General features: G+C 57.5%; 22 protein-coding genes and 1 pseudogene. 16 read left to right on the top strand and 7 right to left on the bottom strand.

Annotation, left to right across the window (positions count from 1 at the left end; genetic code table 11):
- The first annotated feature begins 44 nt into the window (after positions 1-44).
- Positions 45-1,124 carry a tartrate dehydrogenase gene (locus LOY35_RS17685; protein WP_258625224.1) on the top strand — a complete coding sequence of 360 codons (1,080 nt, stop codon included), beginning with the start codon at positions 45-47 and terminating at the stop codon, positions 1,122-1,124.
- 102 nt (positions 1,125-1,226) lie between these two features.
- Here LOY35_RS17685 and LOY35_RS17680 read toward each other — a convergent pair whose 3' ends face one another.
- A complete protein-coding gene (locus LOY35_RS17680) occupies positions 1,227-2,153 on the bottom strand; it encodes a glyoxylate/hydroxypyruvate reductase A (RefSeq protein ID WP_258625223.1) in 927 nt (308 codons plus the stop codon).
- A 279-nt stretch (positions 2,154-2,432) separates the two neighbouring features.
- Here LOY35_RS17680 and gabT point away from each other — a divergent pair, with 279 nt between their 5' ends.
- The 3 genes from gabT to LOY35_RS17665 all read left to right on the top strand — a co-directional run bounded on the left by gabT (position 2,433) and on the right by LOY35_RS17665 (position 5,007).
- Complete coding sequence (gabT, locus tag LOY35_RS17675) at positions 2,433-3,728, top strand: 4-aminobutyrate--2-oxoglutarate transaminase (protein ID WP_258625222.1); 1,296 nt, start codon at positions 2,433-2,435, stop codon at positions 3,726-3,728.
- Between the two features lie 92 nt (positions 3,729-3,820).
- Entirely contained in the window at positions 3,821-4,477 is a 657-nt protein-coding gene (locus LOY35_RS17670) for an HAD family hydrolase (RefSeq protein ID WP_258625221.1), read from the top strand.
- Between the two features lie 41 nt (positions 4,478-4,518).
- Positions 4,519-5,007 carry an Lrp/AsnC family transcriptional regulator gene (locus tag LOY35_RS17665; protein WP_144172315.1) on the top strand — a complete coding sequence of 163 codons (489 nt, stop codon included), beginning with the start codon at positions 4,519-4,521 and terminating at the stop codon, positions 5,005-5,007.
- 74 nt (positions 5,008-5,081) lie between these two features.
- Here the strand turns inward: LOY35_RS17665 and LOY35_RS17660 are convergent, their stop codons facing one another.
- Positions 5,082-6,038 (bottom strand): alpha/beta fold hydrolase, encoded by a 957-nt coding sequence (locus LOY35_RS17660; RefSeq protein ID WP_258625219.1) that lies wholly within the window; start codon positions 6,036-6,038, stop codon positions 5,082-5,084.
- A 279-nt stretch (positions 6,039-6,317) separates the two neighbouring features.
- On the opposite strand from LOY35_RS17660, the gene LOY35_RS17655 reads away from it, so the two are divergent.
- Positions 6,318-7,067 (top strand): ABC transporter substrate-binding protein, encoded by a 750-nt coding sequence (locus tag LOY35_RS17655; protein ID WP_258625218.1) that lies wholly within the window; start codon positions 6,318-6,320, stop codon positions 7,065-7,067.
- A gap of 61 nt (positions 7,068-7,128) precedes the next feature.
- On the opposite strand, the gene LOY35_RS17650 is transcribed toward LOY35_RS17655, so the two are convergent.
- Positions 7,129-7,929: a hypothetical protein gene (locus LOY35_RS17650; RefSeq protein WP_258625217.1), complete on the bottom strand. Its 801-nt coding sequence runs from the start codon at positions 7,927-7,929 to the stop codon at positions 7,129-7,131.
- Positions 7,930-8,011: 82 nt separating this feature from the next.
- Between LOY35_RS17650 and LOY35_RS17645 the strand changes: the two genes are divergently transcribed.
- A complete protein-coding gene (locus LOY35_RS17645) occupies positions 8,012-8,176 on the top strand; it encodes a DUF2986 domain-containing protein (protein WP_258625215.1) in 165 nt (54 codons plus the stop codon).
- Positions 8,177-8,325: 149 nt separating this feature from the next.
- Here LOY35_RS17645 and LOY35_RS17640 read toward each other — a convergent pair whose 3' ends face one another.
- Complete coding sequence (locus LOY35_RS17640) at positions 8,326-9,147, bottom strand: helix-turn-helix domain-containing protein (protein ID WP_258625211.1); 822 nt, start codon at positions 9,145-9,147, stop codon at positions 8,326-8,328.
- Between the two features lie 95 nt (positions 9,148-9,242).
- On the opposite strand from LOY35_RS17640, the gene LOY35_RS17635 reads away from it, so the two are divergent.
- On the top strand, positions 9,243-10,454 hold the full coding sequence (locus LOY35_RS17635) for an MFS transporter (RefSeq protein ID WP_041021329.1): 1,212 nt from the start codon (positions 9,243-9,245) through the stop codon (positions 10,452-10,454).
- Between the two features lie 303 nt (positions 10,455-10,757).
- On the opposite strand, the gene LOY35_RS17630 is transcribed toward LOY35_RS17635, so the two are convergent.
- Positions 10,758-11,258: a DUF3916 domain-containing protein gene (locus LOY35_RS17630; RefSeq protein WP_258625209.1), complete on the bottom strand. Its 501-nt coding sequence runs from the start codon at positions 11,256-11,258 to the stop codon at positions 10,758-10,760.
- Positions 11,259-11,755: 497 nt separating this feature from the next.
- Here LOY35_RS17630 and LOY35_RS17625 point away from each other — a divergent pair, with 497 nt between their 5' ends.
- Positions 11,756-12,391: a hypothetical protein gene (locus LOY35_RS17625; RefSeq protein ID WP_258625208.1), complete on the top strand. Its 636-nt coding sequence runs from the start codon at positions 11,756-11,758 to the stop codon at positions 12,389-12,391.
- 144 nt (positions 12,392-12,535) lie between these two features.
- On the opposite strand, the gene LOY35_RS17620 is transcribed toward LOY35_RS17625, so the two are convergent.
- Complete coding sequence (locus LOY35_RS17620) at positions 12,536-13,081, bottom strand: hypothetical protein (protein ID WP_258625205.1); 546 nt, start codon at positions 13,079-13,081, stop codon at positions 12,536-12,538.
- Positions 13,082-13,217: 136 nt separating this feature from the next.
- Here LOY35_RS17620 and LOY35_RS17615 point away from each other — a divergent pair.
- From LOY35_RS17615 to LOY35_RS17580, 8 genes and pseudogenes are all read left to right on the top strand, one after another.
- Positions 13,218-13,614, top strand: a pseudogene (locus LOY35_RS17615) (GFA family protein).
- A 337-nt stretch (positions 13,615-13,951) separates the two neighbouring features.
- On the top strand, positions 13,952-14,539 hold the full coding sequence (locus LOY35_RS17610) for a DUF805 domain-containing protein (protein WP_258625203.1): 588 nt from the start codon (positions 13,952-13,954) through the stop codon (positions 14,537-14,539).
- Positions 14,540-14,820: 281 nt separating this feature from the next.
- Positions 14,821-15,384 carry a hypothetical protein gene (locus tag LOY35_RS17605; RefSeq protein WP_258625200.1) on the top strand — a complete coding sequence of 188 codons (564 nt, stop codon included), beginning with the start codon at positions 14,821-14,823 and terminating at the stop codon, positions 15,382-15,384.
- Positions 15,385-15,606: 222 nt separating this feature from the next.
- Positions 15,607-16,287 carry an EcsC family protein gene (locus LOY35_RS17600; RefSeq protein ID WP_258625197.1) on the top strand — a complete coding sequence of 227 codons (681 nt, stop codon included), beginning with the start codon at positions 15,607-15,609 and terminating at the stop codon, positions 16,285-16,287.
- A 222-nt stretch (positions 16,288-16,509) separates the two neighbouring features.
- Positions 16,510-16,998 carry an ATP-binding protein gene (locus tag LOY35_RS17595; RefSeq protein WP_258625195.1) on the top strand — a complete coding sequence of 163 codons (489 nt, stop codon included), beginning with the start codon at positions 16,510-16,512 and terminating at the stop codon, positions 16,996-16,998.
- Positions 16,991-17,437 (top strand): MarR family winged helix-turn-helix transcriptional regulator, encoded by a 447-nt coding sequence (locus tag LOY35_RS17590; RefSeq protein WP_258625192.1) that lies wholly within the window; start codon positions 16,991-16,993, stop codon positions 17,435-17,437. The genes LOY35_RS17595 and LOY35_RS17590 overlap by 8 nt, the downstream gene beginning before the upstream one ends.
- 510 nt (positions 17,438-17,947) lie before the next feature.
- On the top strand, positions 17,948-18,907 hold the full coding sequence (locus LOY35_RS17585; protein ID WP_258625190.1) for a hypothetical protein: 960 nt from the start codon (positions 17,948-17,950) through the stop codon (positions 18,905-18,907).
- Between the two features lie 163 nt (positions 18,908-19,070).
- Positions 19,071-19,751 carry a phytanoyl-CoA dioxygenase family protein gene (locus LOY35_RS17580; protein WP_258625188.1) on the top strand — a complete coding sequence of 227 codons (681 nt, stop codon included), beginning with the start codon at positions 19,071-19,073 and terminating at the stop codon, positions 19,749-19,751.
- 16 nt (positions 19,752-19,767) lie between these two features.
- On the opposite strand, the gene LOY35_RS17575 is transcribed toward LOY35_RS17580, so the two are convergent.
- Complete coding sequence (locus LOY35_RS17575) at positions 19,768-20,325, bottom strand: GNAT family N-acetyltransferase (RefSeq protein ID WP_258625187.1); 558 nt, start codon at positions 20,323-20,325, stop codon at positions 19,768-19,770.
- Positions 20,326-20,685 lie beyond the last annotated feature (360 nt).

The raw sequence follows: 20,685 nt of genomic DNA, 5'->3' as shown, positions 1-20,685 counted from the left end.
TGTTTGCACAGGCTTGATTGACGCAAATCCGCGAAGGTAACGACATGAGCAAGACATTCAAGATTGCCGCGATTGCTGGCGATGGTATCGGCAAGGAAGTATTGCCCGAGGGGCTGCGGGTATTGGAACAGGCTGCACGCAAGTGGGATCTGGACCTGAGCATCGAAGTGCTCGACTGGGCCCACTGCGATTATTACCTGGAACATGGGCAAATGATGCCCGCCGACTGGTTTGAGCAGTTGAAAGGCTTCGACGCCATCTACTTCGGCGCCGTGGGCTGGCCGGACAAAGTGCCGGACCATATTTCCCTGTGGGGTTCGTTGCTCAAGTTCCGCCGCGACTTCGACCAGTACGTGAACATTCGCCCTGTGCGACTGTTTCCCGGCGTGCCGTGTCCCTTGGCCGGACGTGAAGCGGGGGACATCGATTTCGTCGTCATCCGTGAAAACACCGAGGGCGAATATTCCTCCATCGGCGGCAAGATGTTCGAAGGCACCGAGCATGAGTTCGTGCTCCAGGAGTCGGTGTTCACACGGCGTGGTGTCGACCGGATTCTCAAGTTCGCTTTCGATCTGGCCCAGACCCGGCCACGCAAGCGCCTGACGTCGGCGACCAAATCCAACGGAATCTCCATCAGCATGCCGTATTGGGATGAGCGCACGGCGCTGATGGGCGAGCAGTATCCCGAGGTGAAATGGGACAAGCAGCACATCGATATCCTGTGTGCGCGTTTCGTCTTGCAGCCTGACCGCTTTGATGTGGTGGTGGCGTCGAACCTGTTTGGTGACATCCTTTCCGACCTGGGCCCTGCCTGTGCCGGCACCATCGGTATCGCCCCCTCCGCGAACCTCGATCCCGAGCGGCGTTTCCCTTCGTTGTTCGAGCCGGTGCACGGCTCGGCCCCGGACATCTACGGGCGCAACATCGCCAACCCAATCGCCATGATCTGGTCCGGCGCACTGATGCTGGATTTCCTCGGCAACGGTGACGAGCGCTACCGTGCCGCTCACGACGGCATCCTCAAGGCCATCGAGCAGGTGATCGCCGAGGGGCCGATCACCCCCGACCTGGGCGGGCAGGGTTCGACCCAGGATGTCGGCAAGGCGATTGCCGAGGCACTCTAGGTCAGGTTCCAAAGCATCACGCTTCACCCTTTGCCCGCTCACACTGCGGGCTTTTTTTTTCAGCTACAGCCAGGTCGATCCTCAACGGAGCGACATCAGAGGTTAATAGCCCTGCTTGCGGTCAATCTGACCGAGCATGGAATCGCCACGCTGGTGCCGACGGATATTCTCCAGCAGCACGCCAAACGCACTTTCCGGCTGAGTCATCGCGGCGATATGCGGGGTCAGTAAAATCTGAGGGTGTTGCCAGAACGGATGCTCGGGCTGCGCCGGTTCTTCGTGTAGCACGTCCAGCACTGCTGCACTGAGCTGGCCGCTGGCCAGAGCTTCCAGCAGATCCTCTTCCACCAGGTGCCCACCTCGCCCCATATTGACCAGCGCGGCACCTTTGGGCAGGTGTTGGAACAGTTGGTGGTCGAGAATCCCTTCGGTCTGCTCGGTCAGCGGCAGGACGCAGAGCAGGATGTCGCACTGACCAAGAAATGCCGGCAGTTGCTCGGTGCCGGCGAAGCAGTCGACCCCGGGTATGCAATGTCGGCTGCGGGCCCAGCCAGACAAGGCGAAGCCATAGGGTTGCAAGGTGGCGAGTATCTGTTGGGCTTGCAAGCCCAGGCCCATGACCCCGACCCGGCGTTTTGTCGCAGGCAGCAGTCGGTGCGCTTGCCAGTGCTTTTCGGCCTGTTGCTGACGATAGCGCAGCATATCCCGGTGCAGGCTGAGCACCGCGAAACTGGCGTATTCGCACATGCCCTGGGTAATGCCCGGGTCGAGCAAACGCACCACCGGCAGATTTTCCGGCAAGCGGCCAAGGTCGAGTTGATCGACGCCGGCCGACAGGGCGAACAACACTTGCAGGTTTGGTAGCAGTGTTTCGAGATCGTCCGGTGCCTGCCAGGCGGCCAGGTAGCGAATATCCCGTGGATCGCCGATATCCGGCCAGGTGCGCCATTCGATATCCGGAGCGTGCTCGGCGAACAATGCTTGCCATTGTTCGCCGCGCACCGGGTCAGCTTTGTAGAGCAGGGTCATGGACATTTCCTCTCATGAGCGGAAAAGCAAGCATGCCCGAATGGTGGAGCAGGATCTGTCGAAACGCTTGGTGCAAACGAGGGCGCAGGGTTGTATGGCGGCACAATCTGGCAGATTCCATGGGCTGCCGGCGCCTGACGGATTCTGCCGTTTTCCGGGGTTAAAACAGTCGATCCGTATTTCTCAGCGGCCAAGTTCGGCTTAGAGCATCGCGTCGAAAGCTTAACCTAAGGCACATCGCAGCCTCCTCCTGGTTGCCTGGCTCACTATGGAGATGCCATGAACAGCAAATGCGAAGAAACCCCTTATCTGCTCGAACAGCGTGACCGGTTTGTGCCGCGCGGCTTGGTCACTGCTCACCCGCTGGTAATCGATCGAGCCCAAGGGGCAGAAGTGTGGGACGTAGGTGGCAAGCGTTATCTGGACTTCGTTGGCGGTATCGGCGTGATGAACATCGGCCACAATCATCCGAAAGTGCTTGCGGCGGTACAGGCGCAGATGCAGAAGGTGACCCATGCCTGCTTCCAGGTGGTTGCCTACCAGCCTTACCTCGACCTGGTGCAGCGCTTGTGCGGGTTGGTCGCTGGTTCCAGTGGCATTGCGCATAAGGCCGCGCTGTTCACCTCGGGTGCTGAGGCGGTTGAGAACGCCGTGAAGATCGCCCGCGCCCATACCAAGCGTCCAGCGGTTATTTCTTTCCGTGGCGGTTTCCATGGTCGAACCTTGCTCGGTACGACCCTGACGGGCATGAGCCAGCCCTATAAGCAAAACTTCGGCATGGCGCCGGAAGTCTTCCATACTCCTTATCCGAATGCTTATCGCGGCTTCACCAGCGAGATGGCACTGCAGGCGCTGAACGAGCTGTTCGCCACTCAGGTCTCTCCGGATCGCGTCGCTGCGATCATCATTGAACCGGTTCAGGGCGACGGCGGATTCCTTAGCGCACCGGTCGAATTTCTCCGGGCGCTGCGGGCACTCACCGAACAACACGGCATCGTGCTGATTGCCGATGAAGTGCAGACCGGCTTCGGCCGTACCGGCACATGGTTCGGTTTCCAGCACGCCGGTATTCAGCCGGACCTGGTCACCGTCGCCAAGAGCCTGGCCGCCGGCATGCCGATCTCGGGCGTGGTGGGTCGTGCAGAAATCATGGATGCACCAGCCCCCGGCGGTCTGGGCGGTACCTATGGCGGCAACGCGCTGGCTTGCGCGGCGGCGTTGGCGGTGATCGATACCTACGAGCAGGAACAACTGCTGGCGCGCGGCGTGAAGCTGGGCGAGCGTTTGCGTCAGGGCCTGTTGCGTTTGCAGTCACGCTTTCCTCAGATCGGTGACGTACGCGGTACCGGTTTTATGCTGGCGATCGAACTGATCAAGAACGATGCGGCCCGCAGTCCGGATCCGGAGTTGAATCAGCAAGTGATTGATGAGGCGCGCAACGGCGGTCTGCTGGTGATCAAGTGTGGCGTGTACCGCAACGTATTGCGTTTCCTCGCGCCTCTGGTCGCTGAAGAGGCACAAGTCGACGAAGCGTTGGATATTCTCGAAAAGGCGTTGTCACGGGTTCTGAGCTGACGCCTGGTCTCGGTCGGCATTGAAGTAAGTGCCGACCGAACATCCCGACGCGTATCTATTTTTGAAATGCCATCATAGGAGGCATTCAGGCCATGGAACTGACGGACTATCGTGCACTGCTGATTGATTGCGATGAGGTCCTGTTCGATCGGGACTCTGGCATCTGGGCGGCGTTGCAACCGCTGCTCGAGGGTTTTCCAGATACACTGAGTAGAGAGCAGGTACTGGCTGAATATGAGCAGGTGATGCGCGGGCTCTATCCTCGCTTCTCCGAGCTGGGGTTCAGCGGCCTGTTGTGTTTCGCACATCGCCAGTTGGCGGAGCGCCTGGGACTCAAGGCCAGTTGGGAGGAGGGCATGAGGTTCGCCCGTTCGGTTTGCGACTGGTCACTGTACGAGGACGCACCTGGCGCGATGCTGTATCTGCGCAAGTTTTACCGGCTATTGGTTTATGGAGACCGTGACAGCGCAGATCGCGAGGCTTTCTGTGAGCGTTTGGGAATCGCGTCGGAGGATTTCCTGTCGCCAACCGACAATCCGTTGGAAGATCGCGCCTGGCTATTGACTAACGACCTGGAACCTAAGGATATTCTGATGGTGCGTGGTTCGTCTGTCGATGGATCCTTGCCAGGCGGCTTGTGCCTGATCCAGCGTGGTTGCAGCGAACCTCGTTTATCTGGTCCGGCGGACTTCTACATCAACAGCATGGCTGACCTGGTGACACAGCATCAACAATCTCTGAGGCGCTGATACTGACAGAATGATTGCATAGAACAATCACGAGGTAAGCGATGGAAGGTTTAGTCAAGCTTGATCGAATTGATATCAACATCTTGGTTGAGCTGCAAAAAGATGGCCGCATTACCAATGTCAGCCTCGCCGATGCGGTAGGTCTGTCGGCAAGCCCATGTCTGCAGCGGGTCAAGCGGCTCGAGGCGGCCGGGTATATTTCCGGATACAACGCGCACCTCAATCTGGCCAAGATCACTGAGTCGGTCACCGTGTTCACGGAGATCACGCTACACGACCATAAGCGCGAAGACTTCGCCAAGTTCGAGTCCAATATCCGCCTGGTCGATGAGGTGCTCGAATGCCATTTGATCAGTGGAGGCTATGATTACCTTGCACGTTTCATGACCCGCAGCATTCCGCATTATCAGGAAGTGATGGAAGGGCTGCTGGATAAGAACATCGGTATTGCCAAGTATTTCAGCTACATCGTTATCAAATCGCCGGTGCTGAAGGATGGCGTACCGCTGCGCAAGCTGCTGCATCGCTGATCACCTATCCCACACGCCCCGGCAACGCAAAAAGCCCTTCATGAGAAGGGCCCTGCGTGGCGAGCGCGCCGGTCTTATTCCTTGAGAAAGGTCAACAGGTCCTGGTTCAGACGATCCTTGTGCGTCTCGGGCAACCCGTGCGGCGCGCCAGGGTAGACGATGAGCCGGGCGCCCTTGATCAATGCCGCCGAAGCCCGACCGGCAGCGTCAATCGGCACGATCTGGTCGGCGTCGCCATGGATCACCAGGGTCGGCACGTCGAACTTCTTCAGATCATCGCGGAAATCGGTGGCCGAGAACGCCGCGATCGAGTCATAGGTATTCTTGGCGCCACCTTGCATGCCCTGGGCCTGGAACGATTGAATCAGACCCTGGGACGGTTTGGCGCCCTTGCGGTTGTAGCCGTAGAAGGGGCCGGAGGCGATGTCCAGGTAAAGCTGTGAGCGGTTCTCCAGGGATGCCTTGCGCAGGCCGTCGAACACCGCGAGCGGCAGGCCGCCGGGGTTGGTGTCGGTCTTGAGCATCAGTGGCGGGACAGAGGACACCAGCACCGCTTTCTTGACTCGGGCAGTCCCGTGGCGACCGATATAGCGAGCCACTTCACCACCCCCTGTCGAGAAGCCCACCAGGGTCACATCCTTCAGGTCCAGCGCTTCAATGACCGCCGCCAGGTCGTCGGCATAGTGATCCATGTCGTTGCCTTCCCACGGCTGGCTGGAGCGACCGTGGCCGCGACGATCATGGGCGACAACCCGATAACCCTTCGACGCGAGGAACATCATCTGCGATTCCCAACTGTCGGAGTCCAGCGGCCAGCCGTGGCTGAAGGTGACGACCTGACCATTACGCGGGCCCCAGTCCTTGTAATACAGCTGAACGCCGTCCTTGGTGGTGATGTAGCTGGCGGACTGGACGACGCTGCCGACGGCAGAGGTGGTGGCAGTGGCGCTGGTCTGTGCCGGCGCCGCTTGGGCGCCGACGGTCGCGAGTGCCAGGGTAGCGATGGCCAGGGTGCGGTGGAATGTGTTCATTGGGTTCTCTCCCTAGGGCTGTTGATTATCGCGACCGCTGTCGATCGCGTTGATGGGCAGATTAGAGAGATAGGGCAATGACGAGAACGGCGGTGGTATCGATAGCGACTATAGGAATAACAGATACTTGCGAGGCTTTTGCTATGGAAGCTTGCTCACGATGAGGGTCTTGAAGGTGAATCGCCTGCGCATCCAACACACCGGTATTTGGGGGCTATGCTTACCTTGTCCTTCCAGTCAGCCCGCCCATGAGAAGCCAACAGTCCTCCAGGAGATCGCGTGAAACCTTCGACACCCGCCACGGCGCTGCTCTTTCTATTGCTCGGCACGGGGGGTGTCAGGGCCGAGGAGTATCAGGTGGTCACCGAGGAGTGGGCCCCGTACAACTATCAGGAGAACCGCCAGCTCACCGGCATGACCACGGAAATCGTTCGGGCGATCATGGCGCTGACCGGGGATGAGTTCAAGGTGCTGCTGCAGCCCAGTATGCGAGCCACCCAGGTGTTGAGGACCCGACCCAGGACAATCATGTACTCGCTGTTCCGCACGCCGGAGCGTGAGCCGTTGTACAAGTGGGTTGGGCCCATTGTGGAGGAGGCCATTTATCCCTACCAACTGGCGAGTACGCCGCCGGTGAATTCCCTGGAACAACTGCTGGGGGCCCCTCAGATCACCACGCGGCACGCCGGGCTGGTGCCTGAGAAACTGCAATCGCTGGGCTTCAAGAACCTCGACAAAAGTGCCACCGAGAGCAAGTTGCTCTACCGCATGTTATTGGCGGGGCGCACCAATATCATTGTGGGGGACACCGATGCGGGGGTGGCGTATTACAGCCGCCAGTTGAACATCGCCCCCGGCACGCTACGCAAGATACCCATCGAGTTGTACCGATCATCGCTGTACATCGCTTTCAGCCTCGACAGTGAAGACAAACGGGTCGCCGCGTGGGCCCGCGCCTTGGAGCAGCTACGCCAATCTGGCGAGTTGAAGCGTATCCAGTATCGGTACGAGCAGCCCCCTGCGCAATGAACGGTTAACCGAAAGAAGGCTCCTGTATCGATCACAGATTTTCATGTCGTCGACTCGAGGCTCAGAATTTGTAGACGATACCCAGCCTACCCATGATTTCCAGCGCATTGACCAGGCCCAGCCCGTTCATGGGCAAGCAGGCAAATGTCTGGTGTTCATCGAAGTGGGTGCCGATGGCCAGCAGTTTCAGGTCATGGGGATCCAGCTGTGCGTTGAAGTACTGGAGCAGCGCCCGTTCCCAATCGTCGGCGCCGTTGACGGTATCGATGGCTTGACGGTCGGGCGTGGCGATCTCGATGTTCAACTGCCGTAGCGGGGCAAGGCTATTGACGGCGCAGACCCCATGGGACGACCACTCTTTCCATTCGAACCCGGTCAATTGATTGGTCTGGACAAGGGCTGCTTCGACTTGAGTCCATGCCCAATCCCACTGTGCCGCTGGGGGCGCAATGCCTTGGATGAGCGCTTGCGCACGATCCTCGTCGAAGAGGCAATCGAACAGATCGGCCAAGGTATCGACCTGATTGAGCTGTGGCCCCGGTCCTTGGGTGTCCAGGTCCCGGCTCAAACGCTGCCACAGATTGCCCAGCTCCTCCCAGTCTTCCTCATCCATGTCATCTGCGATCACCTTTGCCTTATCGCCGCGCTGGTAGTTGTCCAGTCGTGTCTTGAGGACACGTATCGCGCCCTCGGCGAGATCGACTTCATAGCTGCGGTAATCCAGATAGTTGGTCTGGAAAACGATGCGATCGGGGAAGATTTCCTGGACGAGGTCTTCTTCAGCGTCGAAATATGCCGCACCTTCAAGCGAGCCATGGGCGGTGATGATGCGTTGGAGCGACAGGGCGTCGACTGGGTTCATGTGGGTTCGATCGTAGGGGCTGGTGGCTTTCACGGGTTGAGGTCTGTCATTATTCTGGAAGCCAGGATTTGAGCAGAAGCGTATGAATCGTCAGAAAAAAATCAAGCAGCTACTAAAGGCCCACGCTAAAAAGGCCAGTGCCAAGTTGGCGCCGAAAAACAAACCCAAGTACATCAGTAAAGCGGACCGATTGAAACTGTCTGTTGAATCCAGCGAAGAATTAATCACTCCTCCTGAAACTGAGTAGTGTCAGTCGCCGGGATGTTGGATGTGCTGCCGTCATCGCGAGCAGGCTCGCTCCCACATTTTTCCGGGTGATCACAAGATCCTGTGGGAGCGAGCCTGCTCGCGATAGCGGCCGGTCAGCCGCCGCCGGTGCATCTGGAAACGCTCCCTTCATATAAAAAACTTGCTCGGCGTCTTGCCAAACTGCTTCCTGAACATGTTCGTGAACGCGCTCGGGCTGTCGTACCCCAGCGCCAGCGCAACATCGATGATCTTTTCTCCCACCGCCATTCGCTCCACCGCTTGCAGCAGGCGTACCTGCTGTCTCCACTGCCCGAAGGTAATCCCGGTTTCCTTGCGGAACAGCCGCTGGATCGTCTTTCCATCAAGGCCGAGACGGGCGCTCCAATCCGACAGTGTCGAGCCATCGGCAGGATCGCCTTGTAGCGTGACGCAGATCTTCTTGATCCGCGGATCCGTGGGTTGCGGAAGGTGCAGCGGCAGGGTGGGGAGCAGGGCGAGCTCATCGAGAATCAACTCCATCACCCTGGCTGCGCGGGTGTTCGGGGCGTGGGGGAGCGGCAGGTGCACGGCGACCTTGATCAGTTCACTCAACAGGGCGGAAATGCTGACGGCCTTCGTTTCGGTCGGAAGGTCTGCCACTGCATCAGGCCGGACGAATACGCTGCGCATTTTGACGTGCCCCACGCACCGCACCGAATGTACCTGCCCGCAGGGCATCCACAGCCCCCGATTCGACGGGACCGTCCACTGGCTTGACGCCGTGTGTACAACCATCACGCCTTCGACGGCGTAGATCAACTGGTGCTTTTCATGGGCGTGCGGTGGGATGAACCAATCCGCAGGGTAATCGGTTGCCCGCCCGATCATGGTCCAGGCGCCTTCATCGATCTCGAGCAACGCTTCATTTAGAGGTTTGATCATGATGTCCTTTTTGCGACGGTTGATTCCCTTGTCCAGTGAGACAGACATTTCCATGGATTCTAGGATGACGACCAGCCTGTCAGGAAGTGCTGCCACCTTCTGCCCAGGTTTTTTTTCAGACCTATCGCCTGGAAGCTTTTGTCATGTCCACCACTGCCACAGCCTCGACCACTGCCTCAGTCGTCAACCAAACGAGCCCGCTCGTCATGCGGATCATTGGCGCCTGCGCACTCGCGCATTTGATCAATGACCTCATTCAGGCCGTACTGCCTTCCATCTACCCGATGCTGAAGGCCAACTATGGGCTGAGTTTTGCTCAGGTGGGACTGATCACCCTGACCTTCCAACTGACCGCCTCCCTGTTGCAACCCTGGGTGGGCTATCACACCGACCGTCACCCCAAACCCTGGTTGCTGCCTGCCGGCATGGTCTGCACCCTCATCGGCATCATGATGCTGGCGTTCGTCGGCAGCTTTGGCGCGATCCTCCTGGCCTCCGCGCTGGTGGGCATCGGCTCGTCGACCTTCCACCCGGAAACCTCGCGTGTGGCCCGGCTTGCTTCAGGCGGTCGCTATGGCCTGGCGCAGTCGACCTTCCAGGTCGGCGGCAATGCGGGCAGCGCCTTCGGTCCGTTGCTGGCCGCGGCCATCGTGATTCCGTTTGGTCAAGGCCATGTTGCCTGGTTCGGCCTGTTTGCCGTCTTCGCCATCTTCGTGCAGTACGGCCTGAGTCGTTGGTACCGTAACCACCTCAACCTGTTCAAGTTGAAACAGGGCGGCAAGGCAACCCATGGCCTGTCCAAGGCGCGGGTGACCGCTGCACTGGTGGTCCTGGCGTTGCTGGTGTTTTCCAAGTATTTCTACATGGCGAGTTTCACCAGCTACTTCACGTTCTACCTGATCGAGAAATTCCACCTGTCGGTCACCAGCTCCCAGTTGTACCTGTTCCTGTTCCTGGGAGCGGTGGCCGCCGGCACGTTCTTCGGTGGCCCCATCGGCGACAAGATCGGCCGCAAGAAGGTCATCTGGTTCTCGATCCTGGGCGCGGCACCTTTCACCCTGGCGCTGCCTTATGTGGACCTGTTCTGGACCGGCGTGCTCAGCATGATCATCGGCTTCATCCTCGCCTCGGCGTTCTCCGCCATCGTCGTCTTTGCCCAGGAGCTGGTGCCGGGCAATGTTGGCATGATTGCCGGCGTGTTCTTCGGCCTGATGTTTGGTTTCGGCGGCATCGGCGCGGCGTTGCTGGGGTATCTCGCGGACATCCACGGCATCGAGTATGTCTACACGCTGTGTTCCTACCTGCCGTTGTTGGGTGTGTTGACCATTCTGCTGCCTTCGACCAAAGGCGTTTAAAGGCGGGACGGCTTTATTGGCCGGTGTCTCACATTTCCTGAGGTGGTCACAGGGTCCGCGTCCGCTGCAAATCCTGCGGGAGCAAAGCTTGCTCGCGATAGCAACAGACCAGTCAACGTTGTTGCTGACCGAACTCCCGCAATCGCGAGCAAGCTTTGCTCCCACAGGTCTATGGCTTAACTGACTGGTATTAGGGCAAGCCCAGCTCCCACAGGTCCGGCGCTGTAAGCAGATGGCGTGAACCTCGCAAATCCCCTGTGGGAGCGAGCCTGCTCGCGATAACGGTGTGCCTGGCATTGACCATCAGGCAGGCTCTCCGATACACCACCAGTGGACCTCGACCTCATCGTCGCTCTGGGTTACGTCATGTCCATGCTCAATGAATGAATCAGGCACGTCCAAGGCAAGCTTGTCACTCAAACGGAGCGGAGCCAGGGTGTTGTGTTGTCCCAGAAAGCCCAAGTAGTAGTCACGATCGTAAAACACCGTGACTTCACTTTGGTGCAACGAGGGCCATGTCAGCAGGCAGGCGACGCGGTAGTAGCCCTGGCTGCGATCCGCCGCCCGGGATAAATGGGCCGCCGCTTCGAGCAACTGCTGAACACAGAAGGCTTGCACTTCGATGGAAGCCTGCGGCCCCTGCACCAGGAAAACGTGTACCGGGATTTTCCAGTGGTCGTAACGCTGGTCCTCATAGCGACGAGGAAAGTAGTTGCCATTGAAACTCGCAGCCCAGCGCTCCAATGCACGGAGACGGCGGGGGATACCTCGGAGCTTTTTGTCGCTGAGGGCTATTTGACGCAAGGGAATGTCCTTATATTGCCTGACGGTAACGGGTGTTCGACTATCCAACCAGTCAGATGCTGCCTGTGATTTGCGTGCAGATCCGTTCGCCACGATATGCGCAGAAAGAGGGCGGAATCATCATCGTAAGATGCGTGGAGATTAACCTGTCAGGTGCGCGGCGAGATCATGGATACGGGGCAATGCTGAGGGAAAATAATGACATTGAGTGTCGAAAGGTTGGTCAAGCTGGCAATGGCCAATCCAATGCTGAAACCACCTCGCGCCTGTCTTCACTCCGTTTGAATTAATATTTCCTCACCGCAGGCTGCCTTTTCCAAGCTGTCTGGAATCATCAGGCGCGTCTGTCGAATGAGTGGGCAAGCTCGCTGGCAGGTGCGGGACTAACCGGTTCGCAAGTAATCCGGGTAGTGGCCTTTTGATTTCAATCGGATCCCGCTAGAATCCGCACCCCCTCTCCGTGAGCGGCATATAGCAAATTACGCAAGGAAGTTGATATGCAATTTGGAAAAGCCATAGGTCTCGCCCTGGCCCTGAGCCTCACTGGCTGCGCCAGCTTCACCAAAGATGAAGTCGCCCCAGTGAACCTGCCTTCGATGGCCAGCTACTCGAACAAGCCTAACGTCTATGTCGACTTCGATTTCTATCAGGGCGAACCCGACAACGCCAAGGCCACCGAGATGCCGCAAGCCCGGGACATGCTCAAGCCTGAGCTGAAACGAACCTTCGATGAGTCAGGGCTGTTTGGCCGTGTGATTTTCGACGAATTCCAGAAGCAACCCGGCGACTACAGCTTGCGCTTGAAGGTCTACAACCACGCGCCAGGCGGCGGTCAAATGGTCCTGGCGTTCATCAGCGGTTTTTCGCTCGGGGTTATTCCCGCACTGGGAACGGACCAGTACACCATGAGCCTGGAAACACTGGATGAGCACGGCCAGCCGTTGAGCAAGACCAGCAACCACGATGCGATCAACACGTGGATCGGCATCTGGTTCCTGCCACTGGCAGGCAACACGCCCAAGGCTGCCGTCACCGATACCTTCAACCGCCAGGTCAATGCGCTGTTGAAGAACTGGGTCGACAACAACCGCATGAAATACTCCGCTGTCGACACCCAAATTCCACGGGGCTGACACCGATAAAAAAGAGCCGCGATTACGTAATACCAGTCAGTTAAGAATCAAACGGCGCAAAACCTGTGGGAGCAAAGCTTGCTCCCACAGGTTTATGGCTTAATTGACTGGCCTTAGCCGCGACTGCGGCTCTTTTTTTTGTGCTTACTTCAACGCTTGAGTGAACTGCGGGTCGCTGTACAAGTTCTTGAGCAGGTCCTGCACCATCGGGTTGTAGTTGTTCGCTGCAGCCGGGATGGCGATCGGGCCGAAGAAACTGCTATCCCATTCACGCTGCACGTCCTTGGTGGTTTCGTAGAGAACCTGGTCACCCTTGCGCAGCGTGAAGCGCGCAGACAGCTCGCCATGACCGCTGCTCATGCCGGCAGTCAGCTGGTTCTTGACCAATTGAACCTGCAATTGCCGATCGGCACGTGGGTCCAGCAGACCCGCCTGGCGCAGCTCATCGTTGATTGCCGTCTGGATGTGCAGTGGAACGCTGCCTGCGGGCGAAGAGATCGGGTTCATCCGCACCATCAGCGACCCTTGGCCGGAATCGGCATTCACCTGGGCTTCGCGCAGAGGCTGCATCGGCTCGTGTTGCTTGAGCTGCTGAACGTTCTGGAAATTGGGTTCATAGCGGGCCATGGTCACGCCGCAGCCTTGGAGCAACAGTGCGCAAAATGGTAGAGCCAGGTAGAGCTTCTTCACAGCAAATCCTTATGTGCTTTTTTGGAAGGGGGATTATCGGTGGATGGCACTAAGCTATCAAGGATTGGAAGTGCTGGTGTGCTCTGAAAACATCGAGATGATAGGATCAGGCCCCTTCACATGCGCGATTGACAACATGGACCAGAGATTCCAGGGAAGCTGCTTGTGCTCAGCGGTCAGGTACGAACTACTCACTTCGCCAATGTCATTGCAGTCATTGCAGTCAGTGCCGTAAAGGCCATGGAGCCGCATTTGCTTCATACGGCAGCGTTCCGCGTAACGCGCTACGGATAGTTGAGGGCGCTGCCAGTATCAAGGCATTTGCTTCCTCGAAGACGGTATTACGCGAGTTCTGCGGGGAGTGTGGTTCGGGCTTGTTCTGGTCGAAAGCTGAAGGTCAGTTCGCTGATTGGGTATCGGTAGCGTTGGGTACTCTTGATATGCCCTTCGTGCCTGGGAAGCAGAAACATGTGTATGTGGACGCTGTAATCGATTGGTATACGCCATTGGAATCAGGTTTTCAGAGTGACTGAAGCCTTGGGATGGGACTCTGGTCGTTCGGGCGGTAATGGATCAAGAGGTGCCTTTTGTGACCGGCAGTGATGGGGCGACTTCAGTCTTTCGCGACGGGCAGCAATCGGCCAGAAGCCGTCGGTCAGAGTAGGGACATGACCCGCCTTCTTACTAGCGGCGAAACACTTCATAAGGTGTACTGCGCGCACCATGCGACAGGCCCACACATGCTGTGGTGCACACAGCCCCCCTTACACGATAGCGTTTTCTCTTGAGCTTGATGCCAGCCTTCGATTAGATACGAGGCGTAAACGTTGTGACGTGAATAGCACCATCAAACACGAGGGATAGCACTAAATGGCAAGGATAGAACCTGTTTTCGGCAGCATCAGCAGCGAAATCGAAAATCCATACCAACTGGGCGACGCCCAACTGATTGACGACGAGGTTGTCACGTTTTCAAAACCCAGGATTCTTGATTTTTCCGGGCGTATTTCTCTGGCGCGCTTCTGGCTGATTCGTGTGCCCTTGGTGTTGGTTCTTCCGTGCATTTTGCTGGCGTTCTTTATGGTGGGGTTGCGCCATCAATTGGTGGTTTTGCTGATAGTCGGTGTCACCGTTGTCGTTCCTGCCATCCTGCTCGACGTGTCTCTACTGGTACGCAGGGCACGTGATCTAGGCTGGAGTCCGATGATATGGGGAATTCTCTTCGTGTTCCCTGTTATCGGTTTTGTGGCAACGCTTCCGCTCATCATGCTTCCGGGGCGTAAAGCGATTAATAAATACGGCCCGCCCAATCCACCTCTCTCGACGTTGGTAAAGCTACTTACCGCGCTGTTGGTGGTGCTGGCGCTTGTAACTTCAACCGTGCTAGTTGTGTATTTTCCCCAATACCACCCACAGGCACTCTACGAGTGGTTCGTTAATGCATTGGTTCAGGCATAACGTTAGCGTACGCGAAGTCCATGCTTCGCCTTGTTGCGCGGCGCCAAGTGCTCAGGTGCCTTTGTAGAGAGCGCTGCGCGCACTACGCGATAGCCCTGCATACGCCGCGGTGATGTCCATTGGGAAAAGAGAACAGATTTATTTCTCTACTCTAAACGTCCGCTCTTGGCCGAATGCGGTCATTCCTGAGCAGCAGCCATCGGCCAAGAGCTGACGCTCCAAGGGATATGCACTTAGGCCGCCAAATAAGAGGCCTCTCAAATATTCGCGAGTAAAAATCCATGACTACACCTGCAACCCTGTATCCAATAGAGAAACACAAACACCTTTATGCCAGATGGTGCGCCGCCGCCGCGTATGGTCGCGGCCTGGCCGGCGGGGGTAATTCCTTGGCTTTCGAGCTGATAGAGACAAGTGGCCTAGGCCAGGTAACCGGGCCAGAGCAAATTGGCCAGAACGTCGATAAATGGCAGATGAGCTTTATGAAGAAGATCGAAGCCGAGGCTGCACGCGTGGGCTTGACCGATTTCTCCTTCGGCCGTGCCCAGAAGCTAGTCAACATCTACTTGAAAACAGTGCTCGTCTGCGGTGGCCACCACCAACACCCGAGCGTTGCCTTGCTCCATCCGCCGCTGGACTTTGAACTATTTAAAGGGTTGCGCAGTTTTCTATCGAAGAACCGCGCCGCGATGGGTAAGGCGCGCTCAGCATTCATCGCCGCACAAAAGCGTAATCCGCGATGGACTAAGTTCTCTGAGGCTGATTACGTGGCGCACATAGATGTCATCAAGTTGCTGATGGTCGGCAAGCCGCTCTATCAGGTCGAGGAATATTGGATGCTCTGAGCAGGTAAGGGGCTGTAGCGAGTTATAGCCTACTTGGAACGGCAACTGTGGGTCGATAACAGCCGTCCACAAAAGGCTCGGCCTCCACTCGGAGTACCGCCGAACCTCTTCACGACATATAGCCAGGAGGGTGATGTTGTTTTGATATCAATTGTGCCATTCTTCATGTCAGCGCTCAGACTCGAAAAGCGGCCAATAAATATCTCTCGAAAGGAATCCGGCATGACAACAGGAAAAGGCGAAGACAGCTCCTCACTGATGAAGATGGTGGAAGCCATCGCCATTAGCCCGCAGGATGCCCGTGAGCTGGTTGACCAGTATAAACGCCAGGCACGTAGCTTGGCGTCGTCCGCCACGGACGAAAAGATTCAAGACGCTGTGGTCGACAAAATTATCAGCCGCTACTCAAAGCTGGCCGCGACATCTGGCGCAGCCACTGCCCTTCCGGGTGTCATTCCCGGTATCGGTACTGTGGTGAGCGCTGTTGGGGGAGGGCTGGCGGACATCTCCGTGTGCATGAAGCTGCAGATCGACATGACCATGTGCCTGGCAGTGGCCATCAACGGCAAGATGTCAAACGAAGATGCCAAGCACATGTCGTACATCATCGCGCTGTACGGTTCCCTGGAACAGATGGGGTCTTCCAGCGCAACCAAAATCGCCAGCAAGGCCGGCGTGCGTATGGTGCATCAATATTTGAAGGGGCCGACACTTCAGATCATCAAGGAGTTGTTCGCGAAAATCGGTATCTCGTTCACTCAGAAAGCCGCAGCAAAAGTGATTCCGTTCGGAATCGGAGTTCTCGTTGGCGGAACGGCGAATTATGCGCTTACCACCTACGTGGGAAAAACCGCTCGTGACACTTTCCGCCTGAACCTGAAAGAAGAGGCGGCTACAGAGTAACTGTCAGCGTTAACTGGGCCGCGCAAAGCGGCCCATCGAATTACAGATCGTTTTCGGTCTCTCATGATCACACGCTGGCAATTTCACCGAAAAGGGGACAGATTTATTTTCCTGATAATAAATCTGTCCCCTTTTCGCTTGTCCCCTTTTCGGTGTGAATTGACAACGCCAGTCTGACGTCTAGATACTGTATCGGTAAAGTACCTGGAAACAAGGTGACAGATGAGCGCCGTACACATTATTTTCGGCCCTCTCGGGGCCGGTAAGTCGACACTAGCTCGGCAGATAACGGCCCAGCTAAACGCAGTCTGCTTCTCGATTGATGAATGGATGCAGCGTCTATACGGCCCAGATCTGCCTCAGCCCCCTAGCCTGGAATGGGTGCTTCCCCGTGTTAGACGTTGCGAGTCGCAAATATGGGAAACGTGCGTTCAGGTTCTAGCGTCGGGTAAGGACGTGGTGCTGGATCAAGGCTTTATGACGAAAGCAGACCGCACTCAAATCCGACGGCAGGCCCACAACGCGGGATATGAGGTGCTTAGCCACTTCGTAAATGCAGATAAGCCGCTACGCCGTGAGCGCGTACTGCAACGAAACCTAGAAAAAGGTGCGACCTATTCGTTCGAAATAACGGCCCAAATGTTTGATGTCATGGACGCGCGCTTTGAACACCCATCCCCATCCGAACTGAAGGAGTGTCGCAATGTCTGACTACACACCGGGTGCGGAAGGCACTTCGCCCTCAACACTTGAACGCTATATCCGCATATCCCGGGCATACACTGCCGCCACTCGGCGTATCGACGCGAAACTCTCCGCCGTGCATGGGTTGAGCTTTAGCGACTTCATGATTCTGCACCATCTTAAACAAGCCCACGGCGGCAGGCTTCGTCGTGCAGATTTGGCAGAGTGCATGGGCTTAACTGCGTCAGCCGTAACCAAGTCCCTTCTACCCTTGGAGAAAATAGGTTGGGTATCTCGTCAAAGCGATCCCCGCGATGCGCGCGTTGGTTACGCATGCTTAACCAACGCGGGCGCGCAGCTTGTTGACGACGCGGTGCTGACCGCAGAGAGTTCGTGTCAGGAGGCCTACCAAGCCATCTTCGGCGAGATGACCGTCTCCCTTGAGCCAATCGCCGCGAGCGAGTGATAGTCGCTATGACAAGTTACGCATATGCACTCGGGTAACTGAGAAGCATCCGGAGGCATACAGGCGGTTTGAGCATCATTTTTTCCCGCTTCAAGGTCCGCTCCTGGTCGATTGCTGTTGTTCACTAATGGAAACTTTCAACGGCTATTGACCGTTAGATCCAGAGCCAAAACGGTCATTGCCGGCGGGCAAAAACCGGTCAGCGCCCGTCAGAACTTAATGAACCAACGTCCCAAAAACCGAGGCAAAGGGGAAGGATCTGCATCCGGGCTGAGGTGACTAGCGGTGACTACCGAATAGATGCACACACATTTTACCAGCGGCAAGGTTACTCGACTGACGAGCGTCGGTTTGTAAAACGGTATGGATATTCCGAGACAGAGTAACGTTAATTCGGCGCGCACATTACCCTGATTAAAATATCCGAGAGCGTTGTAGGTATCGTGAGAGTTCTGCGCGGAAACGAACCAACATTTTCAGGATTCGTAGGATAGTGGGAAGGAGTTCTGCATGTTGATCGGCCACCGCTTCGAACGCACTGCCCAGGATGACCTGCACATCCACTCGCATAATCGGGTGCAAAGTACCGCCGTGCTGCTGGTAGGCGCGCTTGCCTTCCTCTTGCCGATGGCGTTCGCCGTGTTCGCGGTCGCTGATGGACTTTCGCCATCGGCTGGCCTTGATCCGCTGTCCTCACTGCTCATCGTTCTCGGGCTGCTGCTGATTCCGGCCCTTGGCCTGATGCTGATGGTTTATACCGGCATCCGCGAGACCTTGGTGTTGTCGCGCGTCGACGGTGAAGGCAAGCGTCTGACCCGGAATTTTTTTGGACGTCGCGAGTGTGTGCAATCGGTATTCAGGATCGATGCCGTCAAATGCCTTGAACTTCGTCGTCTTCCGCAGGCTGAGCAAGCCCGAACCCAGCTGTGGCTGGTGATGCGTGATGGCAGTGAGCATCGCCTGACCACCGATAACGTTCCGGTAGTGCCGGGCAGTCAGCGCACCGATTTGTGGTTGCGTGAGTTGGCCGATTACCTGAACGTGGCGGTGCCTACCGAGGTCGTCGGTGCTTCGGCGATGGCGGCGAAGGCCGCCTACAGACCGGCTCCAGCGCCCACCAGCGGCAAGGCGGTGAGGGAAGCCAGGCGGCGCAGAGGGAAGGGGGGCACCGCTGCGCCCGAATCGAGTGCGAATCTCGGGATGCCTGCACGTGCCTTGCTTATGTTGTTGGGTACTTTCCTGGCGGTGCTGGAGCTGATTAACCTCGTCGCATTGGTGCCGTCTCTGTTTACCGGACGGCTGCACGCCAGCGGTTTTCGAACCGGCTCGACGATCTTCTACTGGGCCGAGCAACCGCTGACCTTTTCCTTCAATTTGCTGGTGGGGGGCGCGGAGGTGTTGATTGTTGGAGCCATAGCCTGGGGATGCTTGCGCATGGCGTTTCGGGGGCGGATGGGTTCCAATTACTGAGGACAGTTTTAGAGCCTCGATGGGGGCCGCTTCGCAGCTCAGCGGGGATGAATCCCCTCGCCACAGGGTATCTGTGTGGTCTTAGGGTAGAGGGCAAATCGCAAAAGCAGCCGCTGATTTCTACTGTTACTCGACGCATGGACACAAGGAAATTGCCAGCGCCATGACCAACCGTAATCAACTCCACCAGAATGGCTACGTCCTCCTGCACCGAGCGATCCCAACCGAATGGCTCGCAGGGCTGCGTAGCCTATTCGATGCGGGCGTAATCCCGTCGGATCAATGGCCAACCCCCCGTGGCTGGGACTGGCGTCATTCGCTACTGGACTGCAATCCAGCGATACAGACGGTGTGTCGGCTGCCACCGTTGCTGGCGGCAGTGGGTGAGTTGATCGGCGAGCGGTTCTTTCTCGCGCAGGTGGAGGGACGCGAGCCCCTGGCAGGTGGTGGTCATCAGCAGTTGCACCGCGACCTGTCGGCCCAGCGGCCAGGCGATACGGCTGTCGCGCTGGCTTTTTTCGACGACTACGGTCCCGAGAACGGCGCGACACGTATCGTGCCCGGCAGCCATCGCCCGCCAGCGCAAATGCCGCCCTTCGATTTCGCTGACGAGTCCCACTCCGTGCAGCTTTCGGGGTGCGCCGGCGACATTCTGGTGTTCGATGCCGAGCTGGTCCACGGGGCCAGTCTGAATGTGAGCGGAGCACGTCGTCGCTCGATTCTGATGGGCTATTTTTCTGAGCGGCTCTATGAGGCGCACCTGGAGACAGCGCACTTACGGAATATCCGGATGGACACGAGCGAGCGATTCGAGCCTGCCGATTTTGTCTTTGGTTCGACATAGCCGGTGCAGTAGTCAATTACCGTATCTGCGCAGTACGCCCTAGCCACTGCTCGCGGTCCAACGCCCAAACTTCCTTGTCCAATTCCCCGCTGACAAATCGCCCCCGTTCAGTCCTGAGCAATCGCATTCCCTCCCGCTCGGAAATGCGCCGCGAGGCCTGGTTGCCAACAGCCTTGGGCACCACCATCACCGTGCGATCAAGCGTCACGAACCAGTACTCGTTGATCACTTCACACGCCTCGCCCATGTAGCCGTGGCCCTGCCATGGCGGTGACAGCCAAAAGCCACGGTGGTTGTCTGGTTGGTCGAAGAGGGAAATGCTGCCGATGATTTGGGTCGCGTCGAACGCCAAGCGGATCACCCAGTGCCATTCTTCGCCGCGCTCGATAGCGGGCAGGGCGTGGTCGCGTACGTAGGTCAGCGCGCCGTCGGCGGGGTAGGGCCAGGGCACTCGGCTATCGAGGTAGCGGACCACTTCCCAATGGGGGAACAGCGCCTGGATGGCGGGTGAGTCGGCCAGTTGCAGTGGGGTGAGGATCAGGCGTTGGGTTTGGAAGGTTGGGAGGTGGGGCATGCGGTCGGTCCTTGAGCGCGGAGAAGTGAAGATAGTTGGGTTTGGGTAATGGTGTCGATAGCGGTGGGTCTGCTGGCATTGGTGCTGAATGCACCGCCGTCATCGCGAGCAGGCTCGCTCCCACAAAAAGCAGAGGGCTTCGACAGACTCGGGATTCCTTGGTGACCCTATCGAGGGTCGTGGCGAGGGCATCTGATCCGGTTTTTTTGCTGGCAGGTGCAGCTGTAATGCAATCTGAGTTTCAAGCCAGAATCCTGTGGGAGCGAGATGGCTGCTTGCTGTGTATTTCTTTCAGGAGTGCTTATGACGAAGATGGCGATTTTTCTGGGTGGCTTCCTGGCGTTGACCTTGCTGATTGGC

It is taken from the genome of Pseudomonas sp. B21-028 (assembly GCF_024749045.1).
GTDB lineage: Bacteria > Pseudomonadota > Gammaproteobacteria > Pseudomonadales > Pseudomonadaceae > Aquipseudomonas.
This window is presented reverse-complemented; position numbering and strand designations above follow the sequence as displayed.

Excerpts from the sequence above, each read along its gene's own strand:
- LOY35_RS17685 (WP_258625224.1), top strand. The coding sequence starts at position 45 with ATGAGCAAGACATTCAAGATTGCCGCGATTGCTGGCGATGGTATCGGC.
- LOY35_RS17680 (WP_258625223.1), bottom strand. The coding sequence starts at position 2,153 with ATGACCCTGCTCTACAAAGCTGACCCGGTGCGCGGCGAACAATGGCAA.
- gabT (WP_258625222.1), top strand. The coding sequence starts at position 2,433 with ATGAACAGCAAATGCGAAGAAACCCCTTATCTGCTCGAACAGCGTGAC.
- LOY35_RS17670 (WP_258625221.1), top strand. The coding sequence starts at position 3,821 with ATGGAACTGACGGACTATCGTGCACTGCTGATTGATTGCGATGAGGTC.
- LOY35_RS17665 (WP_144172315.1), top strand. The coding sequence starts at position 4,519 with ATGGAAGGTTTAGTCAAGCTTGATCGAATTGATATCAACATCTTGGTT.
- LOY35_RS17660 (WP_258625219.1), bottom strand. The coding sequence starts at position 6,038 with ATGAACACATTCCACCGCACCCTGGCCATCGCTACCCTGGCACTCGCG.
- LOY35_RS17650 (WP_258625217.1), bottom strand. The coding sequence starts at position 7,929 with ATGAACCCAGTCGACGCCCTGTCGCTCCAACGCATCATCACCGCCCAT.
- LOY35_RS17645 (WP_258625215.1), top strand. The coding sequence starts at position 8,012 with ATGAATCGTCAGAAAAAAATCAAGCAGCTACTAAAGGCCCACGCTAAA.
- LOY35_RS17640 (WP_258625211.1), bottom strand. The coding sequence starts at position 9,147 with ATGTCTGTCTCACTGGACAAGGGAATCAACCGTCGCAAAAAGGACATC.
- LOY35_RS17635 (WP_041021329.1), top strand. The coding sequence starts at position 9,243 with ATGTCCACCACTGCCACAGCCTCGACCACTGCCTCAGTCGTCAACCAA.
- LOY35_RS17625 (WP_258625208.1), top strand. The coding sequence starts at position 11,756 with ATGCAATTTGGAAAAGCCATAGGTCTCGCCCTGGCCCTGAGCCTCACT.
- LOY35_RS17610 (WP_258625203.1), top strand. The coding sequence starts at position 13,952 with ATGGCAAGGATAGAACCTGTTTTCGGCAGCATCAGCAGCGAAATCGAA.
- LOY35_RS17605 (WP_258625200.1), top strand. The coding sequence starts at position 14,821 with ATGACTACACCTGCAACCCTGTATCCAATAGAGAAACACAAACACCTT.
- LOY35_RS17600 (WP_258625197.1), top strand. The coding sequence starts at position 15,607 with ATGACAACAGGAAAAGGCGAAGACAGCTCCTCACTGATGAAGATGGTG.
- LOY35_RS17595 (WP_258625195.1), top strand. The coding sequence starts at position 16,510 with ATGAGCGCCGTACACATTATTTTCGGCCCTCTCGGGGCCGGTAAGTCG.
- LOY35_RS17590 (WP_258625192.1), top strand. The coding sequence starts at position 16,991 with ATGTCTGACTACACACCGGGTGCGGAAGGCACTTCGCCCTCAACACTT.
- LOY35_RS17585 (WP_258625190.1), top strand. The coding sequence starts at position 17,948 with ATGTTGATCGGCCACCGCTTCGAACGCACTGCCCAGGATGACCTGCAC.
- LOY35_RS17580 (WP_258625188.1), top strand. The coding sequence starts at position 19,071 with ATGACCAACCGTAATCAACTCCACCAGAATGGCTACGTCCTCCTGCAC.
- LOY35_RS17575 (WP_258625187.1), bottom strand. The coding sequence starts at position 20,325 with ATGCCCCACCTCCCAACCTTCCAAACCCAACGCCTGATCCTCACCCCA.